The 20,413-nt window shown below is 48.0% G+C and carries 20 protein-coding genes; 10 read left to right on the top strand and 10 right to left on the bottom strand.

The window, feature by feature from the left end:
- Positions 1-240 precede the first annotated feature (240 nt).
- Both greA and O3660_RS04155 read left to right on the top strand, forming a co-directional pair.
- The gene (greA, locus tag O3660_RS04160; protein WP_003684304.1) at positions 241-717 is read left to right on the top strand and encodes a transcription elongation factor GreA; all 477 of its coding nucleotides are present in this window, start codon (positions 241-243) and stop codon (positions 715-717) included.
- Between the two features lie 97 nt (positions 718-814).
- Positions 815-1,243: a DUF4149 domain-containing protein gene (locus O3660_RS04155; protein WP_049350982.1), complete on the top strand. Its 429-nt coding sequence runs from the start codon at positions 815-817 to the stop codon at positions 1,241-1,243.
- Positions 1,244-1,378: 135 nt separating this feature from the next.
- Here the strand turns inward: O3660_RS04155 and O3660_RS04150 are convergent, their stop codons facing one another.
- Positions 1,379-2,140: an OmpA family protein gene (locus tag O3660_RS04150; protein ID WP_049350983.1), complete on the bottom strand. Its 762-nt coding sequence runs from the start codon at positions 2,138-2,140 to the stop codon at positions 1,379-1,381.
- Positions 2,141-2,583: 443 nt separating this feature from the next.
- On the opposite strand from O3660_RS04150, the gene O3660_RS04145 reads away from it, so the two are divergent.
- Entirely contained in the window at positions 2,584-3,534 is a 951-nt protein-coding gene (locus O3660_RS04145; protein WP_049350984.1) for a CysB family HTH-type transcriptional regulator, read from the top strand.
- A gap of 86 nt (positions 3,535-3,620) precedes the next feature.
- On the opposite strand, the gene fnr is transcribed toward O3660_RS04145, so the two are convergent.
- The gene (gene fnr / locus O3660_RS04140) at positions 3,621-4,355 is read right to left on the bottom strand and encodes a fumarate/nitrate reduction transcriptional regulator Fnr (RefSeq protein WP_039862092.1); all 735 of its coding nucleotides are present in this window, start codon (positions 4,353-4,355) and stop codon (positions 3,621-3,623) included.
- A 161-nt stretch (positions 4,356-4,516) separates the two neighbouring features.
- Here fnr and hemN point away from each other — a divergent pair, with 161 nt between their 5' ends.
- The 4 genes from hemN to O3660_RS04120 all read left to right on the top strand — a co-directional run bounded on the left by hemN (position 4,517) and on the right by O3660_RS04120 (position 7,971).
- A complete protein-coding gene (gene hemN, locus O3660_RS04135) occupies positions 4,517-5,938 on the top strand; it encodes an oxygen-independent coproporphyrinogen III oxidase (RefSeq protein ID WP_049350985.1) in 1,422 nt (473 codons plus the stop codon).
- A gap of 131 nt (positions 5,939-6,069) precedes the next feature.
- Positions 6,070-6,402 (top strand): hypothetical protein, encoded by a 333-nt coding sequence (locus O3660_RS04130; protein ID WP_049329518.1) that lies wholly within the window; start codon positions 6,070-6,072, stop codon positions 6,400-6,402.
- 301 nt (positions 6,403-6,703) lie between these two features.
- Positions 6,704-6,949, top strand: a complete 246-nt coding sequence (locus O3660_RS04125; protein ID WP_049329517.1) for a DUF1289 domain-containing protein — start codon at positions 6,704-6,706, stop codon at positions 6,947-6,949.
- 38 nt (positions 6,950-6,987) lie between these two features.
- Positions 6,988-7,971 carry a TraB/GumN family protein gene (locus O3660_RS04120; protein WP_049350986.1) on the top strand — a complete coding sequence of 328 codons (984 nt, stop codon included), beginning with the start codon at positions 6,988-6,990 and terminating at the stop codon, positions 7,969-7,971.
- Between the two features lie 102 nt (positions 7,972-8,073).
- Here O3660_RS04120 and argF read toward each other — a convergent pair whose 3' ends face one another.
- The 7 genes from argF to O3660_RS04085 form a co-directional block, all read right to left on the bottom strand.
- Positions 8,074-9,069, bottom strand: coding sequence for an ornithine carbamoyltransferase (argF, locus tag O3660_RS04115; protein WP_049350987.1), 996 nt, complete (start codon positions 9,067-9,069; stop codon positions 8,074-8,076).
- Positions 9,070-9,212: 143 nt separating this feature from the next.
- Positions 9,213-9,968, bottom strand: coding sequence for a methylated-DNA--[protein]-cysteine S-methyltransferase (locus tag O3660_RS04110; protein WP_049350988.1), 756 nt, complete (start codon positions 9,966-9,968; stop codon positions 9,213-9,215).
- 91 nt (positions 9,969-10,059) lie between these two features.
- Positions 10,060-11,193 carry a succinyl-diaminopimelate desuccinylase gene (dapE, locus tag O3660_RS04105; protein WP_049350989.1) on the bottom strand — a complete coding sequence of 378 codons (1,134 nt, stop codon included), beginning with the start codon at positions 11,191-11,193 and terminating at the stop codon, positions 10,060-10,062.
- Positions 11,194-11,305: 112 nt separating this feature from the next.
- Positions 11,306-11,926 (bottom strand): glucose-6-phosphate 1-dehydrogenase family protein, encoded by a 621-nt coding sequence (locus tag O3660_RS04100; protein ID WP_049350990.1) that lies wholly within the window; start codon positions 11,924-11,926, stop codon positions 11,306-11,308.
- Positions 11,927-11,960: 34 nt separating this feature from the next.
- Entirely contained in the window at positions 11,961-12,470 is a 510-nt protein-coding gene (locus tag O3660_RS04095; protein ID WP_049350991.1) for a hemerythrin domain-containing protein, read from the bottom strand.
- A gap of 85 nt (positions 12,471-12,555) precedes the next feature.
- Positions 12,556-13,134 carry an azurin gene (gene azu / locus O3660_RS04090; RefSeq protein WP_003684449.1) on the bottom strand — a complete coding sequence of 193 codons (579 nt, stop codon included), beginning with the start codon at positions 13,132-13,134 and terminating at the stop codon, positions 12,556-12,558.
- Between the two features lie 291 nt (positions 13,135-13,425).
- Positions 13,426-13,848 (bottom strand): DciA family protein, encoded by a 423-nt coding sequence (locus O3660_RS04085; RefSeq protein ID WP_049329568.1) that lies wholly within the window; start codon positions 13,846-13,848, stop codon positions 13,426-13,428.
- A gap of 154 nt (positions 13,849-14,002) precedes the next feature.
- On the opposite strand from O3660_RS04085, the gene secA reads away from it, so the two are divergent.
- The 3 genes from secA (at position 14,003) to O3660_RS04070 (ending at position 18,543) form a co-directional block, all read left to right on the top strand.
- A complete protein-coding gene (secA, locus tag O3660_RS04080) occupies positions 14,003-16,756 on the top strand; it encodes a preprotein translocase subunit SecA (RefSeq protein ID WP_049350992.1) in 2,754 nt (917 codons plus the stop codon).
- 132 nt (positions 16,757-16,888) lie between these two features.
- Entirely contained in the window at positions 16,889-18,022 is a 1,134-nt protein-coding gene (gene aroC, locus O3660_RS04075; protein ID WP_049350993.1) for a chorismate synthase, read from the top strand.
- Positions 18,023-18,105: 83 nt separating this feature from the next.
- Complete coding sequence (locus O3660_RS04070; protein WP_003679322.1) at positions 18,106-18,543, top strand: ProQ/FINO family protein; 438 nt, start codon at positions 18,106-18,108, stop codon at positions 18,541-18,543.
- A 222-nt stretch (positions 18,544-18,765) separates the two neighbouring features.
- On the opposite strand, the gene O3660_RS04065 is transcribed toward O3660_RS04070, so the two are convergent.
- The gene (locus O3660_RS04065) at positions 18,766-20,340 is read right to left on the bottom strand and encodes an inorganic phosphate transporter (RefSeq protein ID WP_049350994.1); all 1,575 of its coding nucleotides are present in this window, start codon (positions 20,338-20,340) and stop codon (positions 18,766-18,768) included.
- Positions 20,341-20,413: the final 73 nt, after the last annotated feature.

The following is a 20,413-nucleotide window of genomic DNA, read 5'->3' as shown; positions in this document are numbered from 1 at the left end:
GAAATACTTCAATATTTAGTTTTTAGGCCGTCTGAAAAACAAAATAGACAGAAAACAACACTTTACTGAAAATCCGTTTTAATCATTGCGGTTTCGGCAGAATTTGGTAGAATACAGACATTACTTATTTATTCATCAAGCCGCCAAGCTTTGGCGGCTTGTATTTTTATTTCCAATCCGGCTACCGCGCGTGGCCGGATAAAATTTTAAAAGCATCATCATGCTTTCATGGAGAATTCAATGCAAAAAATCCCTTTGACCGTCCGTGGTGCAGAATTGTTGAAACAAGAACTTCAACACCTCAAAAGCGTAGCACGCCCAGAAGTCATCGAAGCCATCGCCGAAGCACGTTCGCACGGCGACTTGTCTGAAAACGCAGAATACGAAGCCGCCAAAGAGCGTCAAGGCTTTATCGAAGGCCGAATCGCCGAGTTGGAACACAAACTCTCTATGGCACACATCATCAACCCTGCCGAAATCCATGCAGAAGGTAAAATCGTGTTCGGCACAACTGTAACACTGGAAGATTTGGAAACCGAAGAACAAGTCACCTACCAAATCGTTGGTGAAGATGAAGCAGACATCAAAGAACGCAAAATCTACGTTGGCTCCCCCATTGCCCGCGCCCTAATCGGCAAAGAAGAAGGCGATGTTGCAGAAGTTCAAGCACCCGGCGGCGTACGTGAATATGACATCATTGCCGTACAATATATCTAAATAAACAAAAGGCCGTCTGAAAACATTTTCAGACGGCCTTTTGTTGTACCTAAAAACACCATAATAGAAAAAGTGAAATCTTCCCAAGAGAAATATAATGAATCTACTGTACAAAATTATCCAAACCGCCGCCGCCATGTGGCTCGGTATGCAACTGACCGCAGGCTATGTTACCGCCCCAATCCTGTTCCGCCTTCTGCCTAAAATGCAGGCGGGAGAAATTGCCGGCATTTTGTTTGCTATTACAGCGATATGTGGCTTAGTTATTTTTGGCGCAGCCTATGCCTTTTTCAGACGGCAACTGGCCTCACTTTCTTGGTGGATATTGGTCCTTTGGTTACTCTTAGCCTGCAACCATCTTTTGGTTACACCGGTTATCGAGGCACACAAGTATGGTCTGGATAACTGGCTGCTGTCCCTAGTAGGCGGAACATTCGGCGTTTGGCACGGCTTATCCAATATCATCTTTTTGATTTGTACGATACTGGCAGCCATCTGCGTATGGAAATGGCCCAAGCCAAACTAATCCGTCTTAATAAAAGGCCGTCTGAAAATAAATTTTTCAGACGGCCTTTTATTTTGAATCATAAATTCCCCGACTCTTCAAATATAAACTATAAAAAAATGCCCTGCATATTGCAGGGCATTTTTCACAAACCGATTAAGGTTTAGCGTAACCGTGAACGCCATTGTAAGGAGCTGGGATCCAACCTTCATCAGTAGCAGGCAATTCGCCTTGACCTTCGATAGTTTGGCCTGGAGCAACTTGACGAGTAACAACGCTGCGAATTTTAACATCAACGCGACGGTCAGGTTCGATACAAGCGATAAGAGCAGCACGTTTCTTAGCTTTAGAAACTTTTTTGCCCAGTTTAGCAACTTCAGCTTCACAAGTAGCAGTCATTTGAGCTTGAGACTCGCCCAGACCTACTGCAGAGATTTTGCTAGAAGCAACGCCACGGCCTACCAAGTAGTTAGCAACTACGTTAGCACGACGCTCAGACAGAGCTTGGTTGTATTCTTCAGAACCCATGAAGTCAGTGTGACCTTCAACACGTACAGTTTGTACGCTTTCGTTGCTCAGGCGTTGAGCCAAAGCGTCCAGTTTTTCTTGAGCTTCAGGACGCAGGTTGTCTTTGTCGAAGCCGAACAGAGTTTTAGTAGACAGGGAAACAGTTTCATCAACATACTCAGGATCTTGTTGTACGGGAGCAACTGCTTCACGATCACCACATTCAACACGGCCTTGGGTAGCTTTGTCGAAGTAGCTGTTTTTCCAGCATTCGCCGTAGTTGTTACGGACGATTTCTTGAGATTGGCTGCTTACGACGTAGCCGTGTTTGGTGTGCGCTTCACTTGCCATTGCAGTGCCTGAAGCAACCAATGCAACGAACAATGCGCTTAATTTCAGCTGTTTGGTCATTTTATTCCCTCATCAAAATTGTTATGCGGCGGATACAGGAAGCAGCCGCAGCAAATTACCAATATACAGGCCGCAGTATCAAAACAGCGGCAAATCGGATATATCAGGTTGCACTATAAAGAAGCGCAAGGCAAACTGTCAATACTCGATGCCTTCAAACAATCATGAAGTGCCTGCTTCCTAGTAGTTAATCATGCCGAAAAATCAATCTTGTGTCATTAATTTAGGGCAAAATCAGACAATTCATCCACCTTAAGTTGTACAAAAACAACAAAACCCCTTTCCCTCTTCTTTCCTGAATTTCCCGTTTTCATATCGTTAAAAGATATTTTCATTAAAAACAACCATTTTCAAAACTCGGGGCAAAACTGGGCAAAATATGTTAAATTACATGCCGTTTGTCGCACAAAATCCACATTAACAACGTATTCGGTACTGCTACCATGAAACTGCAACAATTACGTTATGCCCTTGAGGTTTACCGACACAATCTGAATGTCTCCGAAGCCGCCGATGCGCTTTTCACATCCCAGCCCGGCATTTCCAAACAAATCCGCCTGCTTGAAGAAGAATTGGGTATTCAAATTTTTATCCGCAGCGGCAAACGTGTGGTTTCCGTTTCGCAACCGGGCAAAGCCGTATTAGAGATTTCGGAACGGATTTTGCGTGATGTGCAAAACATTAAAAATATCGGCAGCGAGTTTACCGATCATGACAGCGGCTCGCTGACCATCGCGACAACGCATACCCAGGCGCGTTATGCTTTGCCCAAAATCGTTGCGGAATTTGTCAAAAACTACCCTAAAGTCAATTTGACCATCAAACAAGGCAGCCCTTCTGCCATTGCGCAAATGGTCAGCAGCGGCGAAGCTGATTTGGCAATTATTACTGAACGCATTGACGATCATCCTGAGTTGGGAAAACTGCCCTGCTATGAATGGAACCATGCCGTCATTGTTCCGCACGACCACCCTCTTTTGGACTGCCGCAATCCTTTAAGCCTTGAAGATTTGGCTTCTTTTCCGCTGGTTACTTACGAATTTGCTTTTAATTCCGGCAGCAGTATCGCGCGTACATTTAATAAAGCGCATATTGAGCAACCTGATGTTGCCTTATCGGCTGCCGATACGGATGTACTGAAGACGTATGTCCGCTTAGGCTTGGGTGTTGGTTTGATGGCCAAAATGGCGTACGATCCTGTTATCGATCAAGATTTACAGCTGATTGATGCGGCACACTTATTTGAACCGTCGCCCACTTGGATAGCCTTACGCACTGATACCTACCTGCGTGGTTACGCGTATGACTTTATCCAGATGTTTGCACCGAAACTGACCAGAGAAGTGGTCGACCGCATTCTGTACACGCCGGTTGTTGAAGATTTTTCAATTTGATATCTGACTATCACTTTCGTAACTTAACAATTATTCTTTAATTCTTGTTAAAAAGGCCGTCTGAAATATTTCAGACGGCCTAAGATTCAGATAGCGTGCGAACAACCGGAAACCATTTTCTTCAAGGTTGTCGCATCTAAGATTTTGATGTGCTTGTGTTCAACCGAAATCAAGCCTTCATGATGGAATTTAGACAAGGTGCGGCTGACTGTTTCCAGTTTCAGCCCCAAATAGCTGCCGATTTCCTCACGCGACATCCGCAAGATAAAATCATTGGCGGCAAAGCCTCGTGAATAGAGACGCTGAGACAGGTTGAGCAAGAATGCCGCCAATCGCTCTTCAGCGCGCATATTGCCCAAAAGCAGCATAACGCCCTGATCTCGGACAATTTCGCGGCTCATCAAGCGGAAAAAGTGGGAGCGGAGGCTGGGAATATCCTGACCGAGTTCCTCAATATGAGTAAACGGAAGCTCGCATACCTCGCTGTCTTCCAAAGCCACAGCATCACAGCTGTGAATATGGGAACAAATCCCATCCATACCGATCAGCTCGCCCGACATAAAAAAGCCGGTTACCTGATCTCGTCCATCTTGGCTGGCGACTGTTGTCTTAAAGAAGCCCGCACGGATGGCAAACAAAGAGGTAAACGGCTCGCCGGCACGGAACAGGTATTCACCTTTTTTCAGACGGCGGCTTTGACGAATAACCGCGTCCAATTGTGAAAATTCGTTAGGCATCAGTCCGACAGGCAAACACAGCTCGCGTAAAGAACATGTGGAACACAAGGTTTTCATTTGATGTGTTGCATTGTGTGTGGCCATAACGCACCCTTAATCTGCATAGTTCTATAAATCCCTGATGAAGCCGAATAACTATTGACCCAAGTCAAAGTCGGCATATCATTATCAGGCATTCTACCAAACTATCGAAATTTTGACTAAAATTTTCCCTAATTTCCCTACTTTATACTACAAGCCCGACCATGAAAATCATCCCCATCTCAAATAACACCAACACAAACAACGAATTACCGGAATTTGACCGTGAATTGATTGCCAGTTTGCCATCAAGCGGTCCCCGTTATACATCCTATCCGACTGCCGACCGCTTCCATGAAGGCTTTAAAGAAGCCGAATATATCCAAGCTTTAAGCCTGCGTAACATGGGTGCGCTCAATAAACCCCTTTCGCTCTACATCCATATCCCCTTCTGCAATACCATCTGCTACTACTGCGGCTGTAACAAAATCATTACCAAAGACAAAAGCCGTGCCGATGCCTATATCCAGTATCTGGAAAAAGAAATGGAATTGCTGGCACCGCATTTGGGCGGAAGACACCAGCTTGCGCAGCTCCACTTTGGCGGCGGTACGCCCACATTCCTGAGCGACGACCAACTCGAACGCGTCTTCGACATGATTCGTAAATACTTCCAACTGATTCCCAACGGCGAATACTCCATCGAAATCGACCCGCGCAAAGTCAGCCGCGAAACCGTCCTCAAACTGGGCAAACTCGGTTTCAACCGCATGAGTGTCGGTATTCAAGACTTTGACCCTAAAGTGCAGGAAGCCGTCAATCGCATTCAAAGCTACGAAGAAACCAAAGAAGTGATTAATGCCGCGCGTGAAGCCGGGTTTAAATCGGTCAGCGTCGATTTGATTTACGGCCTGCCGCACCAAAACACCGAAAGCATCAAAACCACCATCGATACGGTCTTATCCCTCGATCCCGACCGCCTTGCCCTCTACCACTACGCCCACCTGCCACATATCTTCAAACCGCAACGCCGTATCGACACCAATGTTGTCCCCGGCAGCGAAGAAAAACTCGATATGCTGCAATATTGCGTCCAAACCCTGACCGAACGCGGCTACGTTTTCATCGGCATGGACCACTTTGCCAAACCTGACGACGAGCTCTCCATCGCCCTCAAAGAAGGTTTCCTGCAACGAAATTTCCAAGGCTACTCGACCTATGCCGACTGCGACTTGGTGGCGATCGGCGTGTCCTCTATCGGCAAAATCGGCAGCACCTACTCCCAAAACGAGCGCGACATCGATGCCTATTACGCCGCACTCGATGCCGGACATCTGCCGATTATGCGCGGCTACCAGCTCAATCAAGACGACATCCTGCGCCGCAACATCATTCAGGATTTGATGTGCCGTTTCTCGCTTGATTATCAAATTTATGAAAGCGTGTTCGGCATTCCGTTTAGCCGCTATTTTGCAGCCGAACTGGAAGATATGAAGCAACTGGAAACCCTCGGCCTGGTCCGTCTCAAGCCGCACAGCCTGACCGTGACGCCGAAGGGTCGTTTCCTGATCCGCAACATCGCCATGGTATTCGACTACCATTTGCGCCATAAAGAAACCAAAGCCAAATACTCGCAAACTGTGTAAACAGGAATGGACAAGGTCGTCTGAAAATTTTCAGACGACCTTTGTTTTTATTTTCAATACTTTCGGGTAACATAAAACCATATTTTCCGCTTTATCAGGATTCAAAGTTAATTTGTATAGGCGCGTATCCTATGATTACCGAACAGCAAAACGATATCCTCAGCATCAATCAAGTGCAGCTTCTCCTTGCTGAAAAACGCACGGCACTTGCTATCATGCGTACGGGCATTGCCGTTTTCGCACTCCCTTTGTCTATTTTCAGTGCGCTGATTGCGACATCGAAATGGTACGAAGCCGTTGATGTTTGGCCCTTGCTCGCACTAGTCAGTCTGATGAACATCAGTTTGATTATTTTCTCGGTCTATCTGATTACCCGCTCGCTCCGTAGAATGCACCAATACGACCGAATGATTGCCGATATCAAATACAACAATCAGTCTTTGCGTAAACTGATTAAGTCATAAAATGCAGATCGTTGGGGCTGAAATAGGTCGTCTGAAAATCAAAATATAGAGGAACTCCAGATTTGTATTAAAACATGATTCTGCCAAACATACCTTAATTGATCTTGGAGACCTTACTGTACACTTTGCTCCCCCTATTTGAATCGATACGATACCATTGCAGTAATTGGGATATAAAATGAACAACTCAATTGGATACTTGGTAGGAATCCTACCGGATAGACCTGTCGTGTTTAGACGAAAGCGAAAGCAGTCTGAAATTTTGGTTTGGCCGGTCTCTTATCTCAAACGCTTTTAAAATATGGAACAACCCGATTTTTTCCCCATCCCCAGTCCCTGTATAGGTGTCTGCGAAGCCAATGCCAAAGGTTATTGCAAAGGCTGCCTGCGCAGCCGGGAAGAGCGCTTGTACTGGCTCCAGATGACCGACAGCCAAAAACATCAAGTCATGCACCTTCTATCCCTCAGGAAGGCCAAAATCCGCAACCGCAAAATGGAAAAACCCGAAACGGGCGAACATCCGGTTCAAAACCTGCTCGATTTCTAAATCGCCCTTGCCTACCGCACACCACAATAAGGAAAAACATGAAAAAACTGCTTGCCTGCCTGCTTGTGCCATTGACCGCCCTTGTCTTGGGTGCCTGCCAACCTAATGCAACTTCAACCGACAACAAACCTGCCGAACTTAACTGGCAGCAGCCTAAACTGACCAGCAATGTTTGGAAAATCAGCAAAGAAGGCCAACCCGATTCCTATCTGCTCGGCACCATCCACATGGGGCAAACCAATCAAACCTTGTCTTCCGATGCAGTCAAACTATTGCAATCCACCGACCAATTGACCACAGAAGTTGACCCACTGCCGGACAGCAGTCCGGAAACGAAAAAAATGTATCAAAAATACTTCAAGGAAGTCATGAGTACCGAACCGCTCAGCCTCAAGCTTGGCAAAGCAGATTTCCGTCTTTTACAAGAAATCTATTCACAAAATGAAGAAAGCCGACCCATCGCCCAAATTGCCGACAAACTCCATCCATGGGCGGCATTCATTTTTGCCGGCAGTACATTTCCCAAAGGGTATAGCTCAGAAACCGGTGCAGATATGTTGCTGATCAACGCGGCCGCCGACATCAATAAGCCGCGTGGTTCATTAGAAAGCTTGGACGATGTTACCGCGATCTTCAAAGCCCAGCCTGAAGAAACCATGCTCAACTTTCTGAAAGCCAGTATTAAAACCAATAAAGAAGAAACCGAAGATATCAAAAAACTCCATCAAGCCTATTCAGACGGCCGCTTTGAAGAACTCATCCCACTTTTGGAAGAAACCGAACAGCGCACCCTCAAACTTGTTGATACCAAATACGCCAAAGCCATGTCCAATTGGCTGAAAAACGACCTCCTGATCCGCCGCAACTTGGCATGGCTGCCTGAAATCCGCAAGCAATCCGCCAAACAAAGCACCCTCTTTGCCGTCGGTATTGCCCATTTACCCAGCAAAAAAGGCTTAATCGAACTATTGCGTCAAGAAGGCTATCAAGTAACGCCCGAACCCAAAGTCCTGATTTGGTAATAAACCCCAATCAAACGACAAGGCCGTCTGAAAGTCTTTCTTTCAGACGGCCTTTATTTAATCTCTATTAAATGAAGCAGTAAGCAATGTTGAGCGTAACAATCAATCGCCTAATGCCGCTACCATCACCGCTTTAATCGTATGCATCCGGTTTTCTGCCTGATCAAACACAATGCTGGCTTCGCTTTCAAAGACTTCTTCCGTTACTTCCACACCATTCAGGCCGAATGTCTCATAAATCCATTCGCCGACCTTGGTTTCGCGATTATGGAAAGCAGGCAGGCAATGCATAAACTTGACTTGCGGATTTTCCGCCACCGCCATCAATTCGGGGGTAACGCGGTAATCTTTCAGCAAATCGATACGCTCTTGCCAAGCCTCTTTAGGCTCGCCCATGCTGACCCACACATCGGTATGGATAAAATCCACGCCTTTCACGGCTTTCTGCGCATTCTCCGTCAACAGAATCCGTCCGCCGGTCTCTTTGGCAACAGCCTGCACCGTTTCGATAATGTTTTCAGACGGCCACAAACTTTTCGGTGCACCGATACGCACGTCCATGCCTAGTTTCGCAGCCAACACCAGCAACGAATTGGCCATGTTGTAACGCGCATCGCCTACATAGGCAAACGCAATTTGGTTCAAAGGCTTGTCGCTATGTTCGCGCATCGTTAGCGCATCGGCGAGCATTTGGGTCGGGTGGAACTCGTTGGTCAAACCATTGAACACAGGCACGCCTGCATACTTGGCCAGCTCTTCCACCACATCCTGCCCAAAACCGCGATACTCGATACCGTCAAACATCCGTCCTAAAACACGCGCGGTATCCTTAATGCTTTCCTTATGTCCGATTTGACTGGCAGAAGGCTCCAGATAAGTTACCCCTGCACCTTGGTCGCGTGCAGCCACCTCAAACGCGCAACGGGTGCGGGTCGATGTTTTCTCGAAAATCAGGGCGATGTTTTTTCCTTTCATCTGCTGCACCTCGCGCCCTGCTTTTTTAGCGGCCTTCAATTCGGCGGCAAGGTCGAGATATGAAGTAATTTCTTCCGGCGTAAAATCCAAAAGTTTTAAAAAATGGCGGTTTTTCAGGCTCATGTCTTATTTCTCTTTTTCTAGCGTGGGCGTTACCCAACATTTTTCTCCATGCAGATTTTTCCGGGCTTCCCTGACCTTCTGCTACTCAATTTTTTAACGCGCGAAGCCTGCCCGAAGCGCGGCCCCTTATCCTCTATCAAAACTCAGAACAAGGCCGTCTGAACTTCGCCTCGCTCCAAGGCAAGCAACGACTGTTTGCGGTTCAAGCCGCCTGCGTAGCCGGTCAGTTTACCGTCGCTGCCAATAACGCGGTGGCAGGGAATCAGGATAGACACCTTATTCTGTCCGTTTGCAGCGGCAACAGCACGAATGGCTTTGGGATTACCCAACTGCTGCGCCTGCTCCTTGTAGCTGCGCGTTTCACCGTAAGGAATGGTCAGCAGCGCGTTCCACACCTGCTGCTGAAAAGCTGTACCTATCGTTTCCAAAGGCGTCGCAAAAACTTTCAGACGGCCTTGAAAGTATAAATCCAATTCTTGGCGCAAAAGTTGCGTTTGCTCATTTTCTTGGAAAATAAACTGCCCATGTAAAGCTTTTTGGACAGCCATGATTTCCTGTTCCATATGTTTCTGCCCGACAAATTCCAGCAGACACAAACCCTTGCTACCAAACACCGCCAACATCTCGCCCAAGGACGTAGCAACCGCGGCAACAGTCAGTTCGTTTGGACTATCTGGATAACGTGTTTCCAACAGCCGGATAGCTCGGCGGATACGGACATATTCCTCAGGCGTACAACCGATACAGTCAATAAAATCCTGCTCAAACTGTTTGGCTTCGTGTTCCGTAAACCGCTCATGCAGCAGGGCTTCGAGGTCGGCGGGAAAGTAGGTTTCCAACTGCTCTCGGATTTCATTCCACTTTGATGGAAGCGCATCTAAAGAAGGCAGAGTAATCATATTTTGCCTTGTCCAATTATCGATAACTTAAGAGAAAACAAAAAGAGCAAAAGAATCGGCTCTATCGTTTTTCAAAGCCTATGGGCTTTTTTCACTTCAACAATCGCGTCAACATACCTTCATACACTGCCGACAGCTTCGGAATATCGTCCAAGCGCACGTTTTCGTTGATTTGGTGGATGGTCGCGTTGGACGGGCCTAATTCGATAAGTTCTTTCGCAATGGCTTTGATGAAGCGTCCGTCCGAAGTACCGCCGGTGGTGGACAATTCGGCCTCAATGCCACAAATCTCGGCAATGGCTTCGCGTGCCACATCGGTCAGTTTTCCGGCCTGAGTCAAGAAAGGTTGGCCTGAGCAAGACCACTGCAAATCATATTGCACGCCGTGTTTGTCCAAAATGGAGTGGACGCGTTGTTTCAGCCCTTCTTCGGTGGACTCGGTAGAGAAACGGAAATTGAATTTGACGTTCAGCTCGCCCGGAATCACGTTGGTCGCGCCTGTGCCGCCGTTGATATTGGAAATTTGGAAACTGGTCGGGGGGAAGTATTCGTTGCCCTCATCCCAGACTTCTTGTGTCAGCTCCAACAAGGCCGGGGCAAAAGTATGCATGGGATTGATTGCCAAATGCGGATAGGCAATATGGCCTTGCTTGCCTTTGACGGTCAGGTTACCCGACAGTGAGCCGCGGCGGCCGTTTTTCAACATATCGCCCAATTTATCCACGGCAGTCGGTTCTCCGACGATACAGTAATCAATCAACTCGCCGCGCGCTTTCAACACATCGACGACTTTGGTCGTGCCGTCCAGCGCATCGCCCTCTTCGTCCGAAGTAATCAGGAGCGCAATGCTGCCTTGATGATCGGGATTTTCGGCAACGAAGCGTTCGCAGGCGGTAACGAAACAGGCAATGCTGGTTTTCATATCCGCCGCGCCGCGGCCATACAGACGGCCTTCACGCTCGGTCGGTTCAAACGGTGGCGAATCCCATTTTTCAACAGGGCCTGTCGGCACGACGTCGGTATGTCCGGCAAAGCAGAACACCGGAGCCTGAGTACCGCGTCGCAACCAAACATTTTTGGTGTCGCCAAAATGAAGCTCTTCTACGGCAAAACCGATTTTTTGCAGACGTTCGGCCAGTAGTTGTTGGCAGTTTTGGTCATCCGGCGTAACGGACGGGCGGGAAATCAGCTCTTTGGCAAGCTCTAAGGATTGGGTTTCGGTCATATTTGTTCACTTTGAGAAACAGGCCGTCTGAAACGTTCTGAATGTGATTTTCAGACGGCCTTGAGTTTATTTGAAGATACTGAATAGGCAGTCTGCCTTTCGGTATTCTGAGTTATTTTCCATGACAAGCTTCGTAAAGCGGCAGTAAGTCTTCCACTGTTTCCGCTATCCATTTCACGACATCCTGCTTGCCCAAATCATCACGTTCGATGTGTTTCCCGATACAGAAGAAATCTTTGTCGTCTCGAAGCTTTCTATCGCCGTCGCTTTGTTGGGCGACGATACGATAATCGTCATATTCGCTTTCCGCACCGTGCCACATATCGAATGAAGCGTATTTTTCAGTATCAAAATTATCCAGCCAGCGGTTGTAATCAGGCAACGCAATGGGGGAAACATCGGCTTTATAGCAATGCCAATCCAAGCTGACACTCAAACGGCGGCGATTCAGCAAAATCGATAAAATCGCTGCGGAATTTTTATATTGTTCGTATTTGAAATAAGCAAAGAAATGAGCGCGTACCTGCCAGCCGTTACACCAGCGTTCGATATGCGGCGGCGCAAACGGCGCACCCAATTCGGCGGCAACCTGCTGGATCAGCTGCTGCCATACCTGCCAGTTTTCTTTATAGTCTGCCTTGATTTGCGGAATGCTTTCAGGCTGGTATTTTTTTAGCTGGGAAAACTGGAAAAAAGGGATATTGAACAAATCGCAACTTTTTGGGGTCAGCATAGTGTATTCCTTGAGACGATTGTTTCAGACGGCCTTATTTGCGGCGGCGTGCGGCCATAATTTCGCCGATTTCGGTCAATTTTTCTTTGGGGATAAAGGTTTTGCCCATATCAAACAGTGGCTCTTCAATTGCCAGATGAACATCATATCCTGCGACAAAACGTTTGAATGCTTCGGCATTAGGGATATAGGCATTGTCCGCTTCAAGCTTGGCAAATTCAGCCGCTACGCCGTCCCAGTTGCTATGCAGGCTAATATGTTGGCGCAACAGCTCGTCAACGCTTTCTTGAGCTTGCGGCGCATATTGCAACAAAAGCGGAAAGAAGTTTTCTTCTTCATCTTCATGGTGCAACGGCGCGGCAACGTTGAAATACTGGGCAATTTGGCGGATGGTTTGCAAAACAACCTGATTGCAGCCGTTTTCGGCGATATAGTCCGACAACATGGCAACCTGATTGCAGAAACGGCGCACTTTGCCGTGGCAGGCGTACAGCATTTCAATAGGTTCGGCAAAAGTAACGCTTTTGGTTTCAAACGGATTCATAGGATTTATTCTTAAATTAATGTTTCCAGATTATAACAAAACAGCCTGCGCAAGGCAGGCTGTCTGTTTTCGAGCTTTAGGCGGATTAGTCAACCAAAGTAACTTTACCGTTCATCAAAGCGCCGTGACCTGGGAAGGTGCAAGCGAATTTGTATTCGCCGTCAGCCAGTTTGGCTGGATCCAGAGTCAAAGAAGATTCTTCGCCGCCACCGATCAGTTTGGTGTGGGCAACAACGCGTGCATCATCAGGTTTAACGTAGTCAGTGTCAGCTGCGCCAACGCCATCTTTGAAAATACCGTCCATGTCTTCAGCTTTACCGATGACAATGTTGTGACCCATGCTGGTTTTAGGTTGGGTACCGGTGTGTTTCAGGGTGATGGTGAATTCTTTACAAGCTTTGCTTACTTGGATTTCTTTAGTGTTGAACTGCATAGCGTCGTTGGCTTCAACAGTAGTCGCGCAGTTGCCGGCAGCAGGAGCAGCGGCAGCGTCGGCCGGAGCGGCTTCAGAAGCAGGAGCTGCATCAGCAGGTGCAGTAGTTTCTGCGGGGGCAGCTTCGGAAGCGGCAGAAGCAGCAGGGGCTTCTGCAGGTTTTGCAGCTTCTTGAGAGCATGCAGCTAAGCCGATAACGGCAGCGGAAATTAGAGCCAGATAAGCTTTCATTGATGTATCTCCTAATGATGAGAGTTTTGTTAAGTTCTATTAACAGCACTACACGAATATATTAATAAAAGGCAAACGCCAAACTAAAATTTATCCGCATAGCGTGATGTGAAATTCAGGCGTTATTTTGCTACAAACTTCACACGAAATCAAAGTTTCAAGCCAAGTTTACATCAGTTTACCTAAAAGAAAACAGATACTTTCTAGGTCGTATTTCTTTAGTATTAGATGCTATCAGCCGAACGATATAAGTTTTAACATTTATTAACTGTAATCTCATCTAACATAATTTTAACGGCTATGCTTGCGTACCAATTCTGCCAATGCCGCCGCCAATTCGGGATGCTTGCCTTCCAATTTAGCTGCCGCCTCATCGAAACTGTCTAAAGCTGCCTCGCTCAATCGCAAACTATTGGTTTTCGGTTGAGTCGGAGGCTTGGGAACTACCCTGACCACCACTTCCCTGACGCCTGCATGCAATGTTTGCAATTTGGGCAACATGGCAGGCAGGATCATTTTCAAACGCGAAGCAGCCATATTATTGGCGGCAAGCAAGACCAATCTTCCGTCTTCTACGCAGGCTGTCTGAAAATGCGGATGCAGGTTGGCCGGCAAAACCGTTTTGATTTTTGCATCCAATTTCCGCCATTGTTGCGATTGTTGCAACAAGCCTGCCAATAAATGATCGCGCTTGCCTAATTGTGCTAAATCCATATGTTTCAGACGGCCTCTCAGTAAATTAACCAAACAATTACAATTGAAATACAGCAAAACCGCCTTTATTTCAAACAGCATTACCGCGTTATACAAGCGCTTGTGTTAAAATCCCAATTTCGCCCACTATTATATCAAGGCGCAGGAATTATTCATGCTGACAAACATTGCTAAGAAAATCTTCGGCAGCCGCAACGACCGCCTGCTGAAACAATATCGTAAATCCGTTGCCAAAATCAACGCGCTTGAGAAACAAATGCAGGCCTTGAGCGATGCAGAACTGCAAGCTAAAACAGCCGAATTCAAACAACGTCTCGCCGACGGACAAAGCTTGGACGACATTTTGGTCGAAGCCTTTGCCGTCTGCCGCGAAGCATCGAGCCGTGTATTGGGCATGCGCCACTTCGATGTACAGCTGATCGGCGGTATGGTCCTGCACAACGGCAAAATTGCCGAAATGCGTACCGGTGAAGGTAAAACTCTAGTGGCCACCCTTGCCGTTTACCTGAATGCATTGTCAGGAAAAGGCGTCCACGTCGTTACCGTCAACGACTACCTCGCCTCCCGTGACGCGAGCATTATGGAGCCATTGTACAATTTCTTAGGCTTGAGCGTCGGCGTGATCGTCGCCGATTTGCAACCTTTTGAACGCCAAACTGCTTACGGTGCCGACATTACTTACGGTACAAACAACGAATTCGGCTTCGACTACCTGCGCGACAATATGGTGACCGACCAATACGACAAAGTTCAACGCGAATTGAACTTTGCCGTTGTCGACGAAGTGGACTCCATTCTGATTGACGAAGCACGTACGCCGCTGATTATTTCCGGCCAGGCAGATGACAACATCCAGCTCTACCGCGTGATGAACGCCGTTCCTGCCCACCTTATCCGCCAAGAAACCGAAGAAGGCGAAGGCGATTACTGGGTAGATGAAAAAGCACACCAAGTCATCCTGAGCGAAGCCGGTCACGAACACGCCGAGCAAATCCTGACTCAAATGGGCTTATTGCAGGAAAACGATTCGCTCTACTCTGCCGCTAATATTTCCCTGATGCACCACCTCATGGCTGCATTGCGCGCGCACACCCTGTTCCACAAAGACCAACATTACGTTATCCAAGACGGCGAAATCGTGATTGTGGATGAATTCACAGGCCGTCTGATGGCCGGCCGCCGCTGGTCCGAAGGCTTGCACCAAGCCGTTGAAGCCAAAGAAGGTGTAGAAATCAAGCGCGAAAACCAAACACTTGCCTCTATTACCTTCCAAAACTACTTCCGCCTGTACAACAAACTGTCCGGTATGACCGGTACGGCCGACACCGAAGCCTTCGAGTTCCAAAGCATTTACAACCTCGAAACCGTCATCATCCCTACCAACCGCCCTGTACAACGTAAAGACTTCAACGACCAAATCTTCCGTTCAGCCGAAGAAAAATTTGAAGCCGTCGTCAAAGACATCGCCGAATGCCACAAAAACGGCCAACCGGTTTTGGTTGGTACAACCAGCATCGAAAACTCCGAACTGGTTTCCCGCTTGTTACACGAAGCAGGTCTGCCGCATAACGTTCTGAACGCCAAAGAACACGAGCGCGAGGCATTGATTGTGGCCCAAGCCGGTAAAGTCGGCGCAATTACCGTTGCCACCAACATGGCCGGCCGCGGTACCGATATTGTCTTGGGCGGCAACCTCAAACATCAAATCGAAGCCATCCATGCCGATGAAACCTTGAGCGAACAGCAAAAACAAGCGCAAATTTCCGCCCTTGAAAGCGGTTGGCAAGCCGAACATGACCAAGTTGTGGCCGCAGGCGGTTTGCACATTATCGGTACAGAACGCCACGAAAGCCGCCGTATCGACAACCAGTTACGCGGTCGCGCGGGCCGTCAGGGCGACCCCGGCTCCAGCCGTTTCTATCTGTCGTTTGAAGACCCATTATTGCGTCTCTTTGCACTCGACCGTGCCGCCGCCATCCTCAACCGCCTGGCACCTGAGCGCGGCGTTGCCATCGAACACGGCCTGCTGACCCGTCAAATCGAAGGCGCACAACGTAAAGTCGAAGGCCGCAACTTCGATATGCGTAAACAAGTTTTGGAATACGATGACGTTGCCAACGACCAACGTAAAGTGATTTACCATCAACGTAACGAAATCCTGACCAGCAAAGACGTCAGCGATTTGACCCGCGAAATCCGCGCCGACGTTATCAGCGACTTGGTTGATTACCACATCCCGCCTGACAGCATGGAGGAGCAATGGGACATTCCGGCACTGGAGCACCAACTTGCCGCCGATTTCCGCCTGCATGTCGATATTAAAGGCTGGCTGAAAGAAGACAGTACTTTGGACAACCAAGACATTAAAGAACGCCTCATCAAGCGCATCGAAGACGAATATGCCGAAAAAGTCGAATTGGTCGGCAAACAGGCTATGTCAGACTTCGAACGCAATGTTATGCTGCAAGTTATCGACAACCAATGGCGCGAACACCTCGCCGCTATGGACTACTTGCGCCAAGGTATCCATCTGCGCAGCTATGCTCAGAAAAATCCGAAACAGGAATACAAACGCGAGGCTTTCGCCATGTTTGAAAACCTGTGGCGCGGCATCAAACAAAACATTGCCGCTTTGCTGACCGCCGTTCAAATCGAGCGCAACAGCGAATACGACCACACTGCCGCACAAAGCGTCAGCGATGTTCAAACCGTCCACTCCGATGCGCCTGATATGGAAGAATTGCTCGGCCAATCGCAAACTGATTTGGTTACCGAAGCGTTCGACCCTGACGGCACAGACTTCAGCCCTGAAGCGCTTGCACAAAACGGCCTGATTGTTCACCGCAACGATCCTTGCCCTTGCGGCAGCGGCCTGAAATACAAACAGTGCCACGGTAAATTGAACTAAACAGTCATCTCAAAAGGCCGTCTGAACGGTGAAACGAGAATCTTTGATTTCGTTCTCGCATCTGTTCAGACGGCCTGAGAATTATCCAAACAAGTAAAAAATTTCCAAACCCAACTTCAAAAGAGTATCCCTATGGCAGGCAATACCTTCGGACAAATCTTTACCGTTACCACTTTCGGCGAAAGCCACGGCGCAGGCTTAGGCTGCATCATTGACGGCTGCCCGCCCGGACTAGAATTGAGCGAAGCGGATATCCAATTTGACCTTGACCGCCGCAAACCCGGCACCAGCCGCCACGTTACCCAACGCCGCGAAGCCGACCAAGTCGAAATCCTCTCCGGCGTATTCGAAGGCAAAACCACCGGCACACCCATCGCCCTCCTGATCCGCAATACCGACCAACGCAGCAAAGATTATGGCAATATCGCCACCAGTTTCCGCCCCGGACATGCCGATTACACCTACTGGCACAAATACGGTACACGCGACTATCGCGGCGGCGGTAGAAGTTCCGCTCGCGAAACCGCTGCCCGCGTTGCAGCCGGAGCAGTTGCAAAAAAATGGCTGAAAGAAAAATTCGGTACTGAAATTACCGCCTACGTTACCCAAGTCGGTGAAAAAGAAATCCAGTTTGAAGGCTACGAATATATTTCCCAAAATCCTTTTTTTGCCGCCAACCAAAGCCAAATTGAGGACTTGGAAAACTATATGGACAGCGTGCGCAAATCATTGGATTCTGTCGGCGCAAAACTTCATATCGAAGCAGCCAACGTCCCTGTTGGCTTGGGCGAACCGGTTTTTGACCGCCTCGATGCAGAAATTGCCTATGCCATGATGGGCATTAATGCCGTCAAAGGCGTGGAAATCGGTGCAGGTTTTGATAGCGTAATGCAACGCGGCAGCGAGCATGGCGACGAGCTCACGCCTCAAGGCTTTCTATCCAACCACTCAGGCGGCATCTTGGGCGGCATCAGCACCGGACAAGACATTCATGTGAATATTGCCATCAAGCCGACCAGTTCCATCGCCACACCGCGCCGCAGCATTGATATAGAGGGCAACCCTGTCGAACTTGCCACACACGGCCGCCACGATCCCTGCGTCGGATTACGCGCCGCTCCGATTGCAGAAGCCATGCTGGCCTTGGTATTGATTGACCACGTCTTACGCCATCGTGCGCAAAATGCCAACGTTCAGGTAAATACACCGGACATTGCCAAATTGGAAAATAACCATTTATTTCTGAATATTCTCAGAAAAATTTAGCCAAATCACAGTCTTTATACTACAATAGCACCTTATTGCCGTATGACAAAAATACGGATTTATATTAGAGGAATACAACCGCAATGGCACAAGAAACCGCTTTGGGCGCTGCGCTGAAATCTGCCGTCCAAACCATGAGCAAGAAAAAACAGACAGACATGATTGCCGACCACATTTACGGCAAATATGATGTATTCAAACGATTTAAACCGTTGGCCGTTGGTATCGACCAAGACTTGGTTGCCGCCCTGCCCCAATACGACCCTGCACTGATTGCACGCGTACTGGCCAACCACTGCCGCCGTCCACGCTATCTGAAAGCCCTGGCTCGCGGCGGCAAACGTTTTGACTTGAACAACCGCTTCAAAGGCGAAGTCAGCGCAGAAGAACAAACCATCGCCCAACAGCACCCAGCCGTTCAACAGGCATTGGCTGCACAAGCCGAACGCCAAGCCGCTAAGGCTACCACTGAAGCAGAAGCGGCTCCTGCACAAGCCGAGACCAACGAAGCTGCTGAATAATGTTCAGACGGCCTGATAAGGCTCATACTAAATAGAAAAAACCCCAGTTCAATACGACACTTAAACGTCGATGAATTGGGGCTTTTTATTGCCTTAACCTTATCGTGGGCTGATTAAAAATAGCTTTGTTTGTTCATAGCAAACTAAAATCTCCTTTTAATGAACATAAATAAAGGCCGTCTGAAACATCTTTCAGACGGCCTTTTGAAATCAAATAATCAGTTAAAACACGGCTTGCAGAACCAAATAGCTGACAACAGACAAAACGGCAGCGGCTGGCAAGGTAATCACCCAAGCAAGGCCGATCGGTTTCATCAATTTCCAGTTGGCATTGCGGTTAACCAAGCCGATACCCAAAACTGCACCCACCAAGATATGGGTACTGGAAACAGGTAAGCCCATGAATGAGGCTGCCATTACAACGGCTGCTGCCGAAAGTTCGGCTGAGAAGCCGGAGGCAGGGTGCATTTCTGCCAAGCTGGTGCCTACGGTTTTAATCACTTCTTTGCCGACAAACCACAAACCGACGATCAAAGCGATACCGAAAGTCAACATGGCAATCGGCGGCACAGCGTTTTGAGCAGTAATGCTGTTGGTACGCAACACATCCATAATCGCGGCAAACGGACCAATCGCATTGGCAATATCGTTCGCACCATGGCTGAATGCAAAACCGCAAGCGGTAAATACCTGCATCCATGAGAACATTTGGAAAGTCGATTTATCCAAATCTTTGCGTTTCAAACTTTTGGCAAATACAAACGTACCCATCCAAATAGCCGCGCCAATCATGAAAATGGTCAGGAAGCTGTTGACGTTGCTCATACCCAAATGCAGATTTTTCAGACCTTTGAAAATCAACATTGCCGCAATCATCATGCCGCCGACAGAAGCAATAAACGGCACCCAAGAATGCAGGGCTCTATAAGAATCTACTTCACCCTTACGGCTGTCAAAGCGGTGCAGACCGCGATAATACTCAGACTGCAATTCTTCAGGATCAAAGTCCGGCTCATCATAGATTTGGGCATCGTGCGCCATTTTGGTGGCGTATTCGACTTTTTCAGATTCACTTAAGGCTTCAAAAAACAGGCGATGCTCTTCTTTATAAGCTTTCTTCTCCAGCTTGATGCCTTTGAGCGTATTATCAGCCCAAGAGTTGTAGTCTAAAACATTTTTCTTAATTCGTGAAAACAACAGATAGGAAACGATGCCGCCCAAAACCGGAGACAATATCCAAGATAAGGCAATTTCGCCCAACTTGTCCCATTGAATCAACGCAACAGAATCCACACCGTTCAATGCCGCCATACACAGAGCACTACCGACGATACCGCCGATAATGGCATGTGTAGTGGAAACCGGCAGACCTTTGTGCGATGCGAAAAGCAGCCACAATGCCGCAGCCAAAAGCGCAGACATCATAATGAAGACAAACTGCATCGGATCCAGATGCATGCCATTCAAATCGACAATACCCTTACGGATAGTATCTGTTACCTCGCCGCCAGCAATCACTGCGCCGCTGACTTCAAATACTGCCGCAATCAGCAAGGCTTGCGGAATGGTCAAAGTGCCGGAGCCGACACTTGTACCGAAAGAGTTGGCAATATCGTTACCACCCACATTAAACGCCATGAAGACGCCGAAAAAGGTAGCAAGGATAAACAGGCCGGAGTGGTTGTAGTGGGTATAACCCAAGCCCCAATAAATAAAATAGCCGACCATGCCCACAAGCATAGCGGCAAAAACCGTATTAATCAGCTTCAAGTTCGCACTCGACTGAGTTTGAGCCATGGAAAGTTTCCTTTTGGAAAACATGTTGAGTCGCGTTATTTTAACCTTTTTGTAATCTTTCTTGCACCAACTA

The sequence above is a fragment of the Neisseria sp. 27098_8_139 genome, assembly GCF_041433195.1.
In the GTDB taxonomy this organism is placed as follows: domain Bacteria; phylum Pseudomonadota; class Gammaproteobacteria; order Burkholderiales; family Neisseriaceae; genus Neisseria; species Neisseria subflava.
The sequence above is the reverse complement of the archived record's forward strand: the minus strand, read 5'-3'. Positions and strand labels throughout refer to the sequence as shown.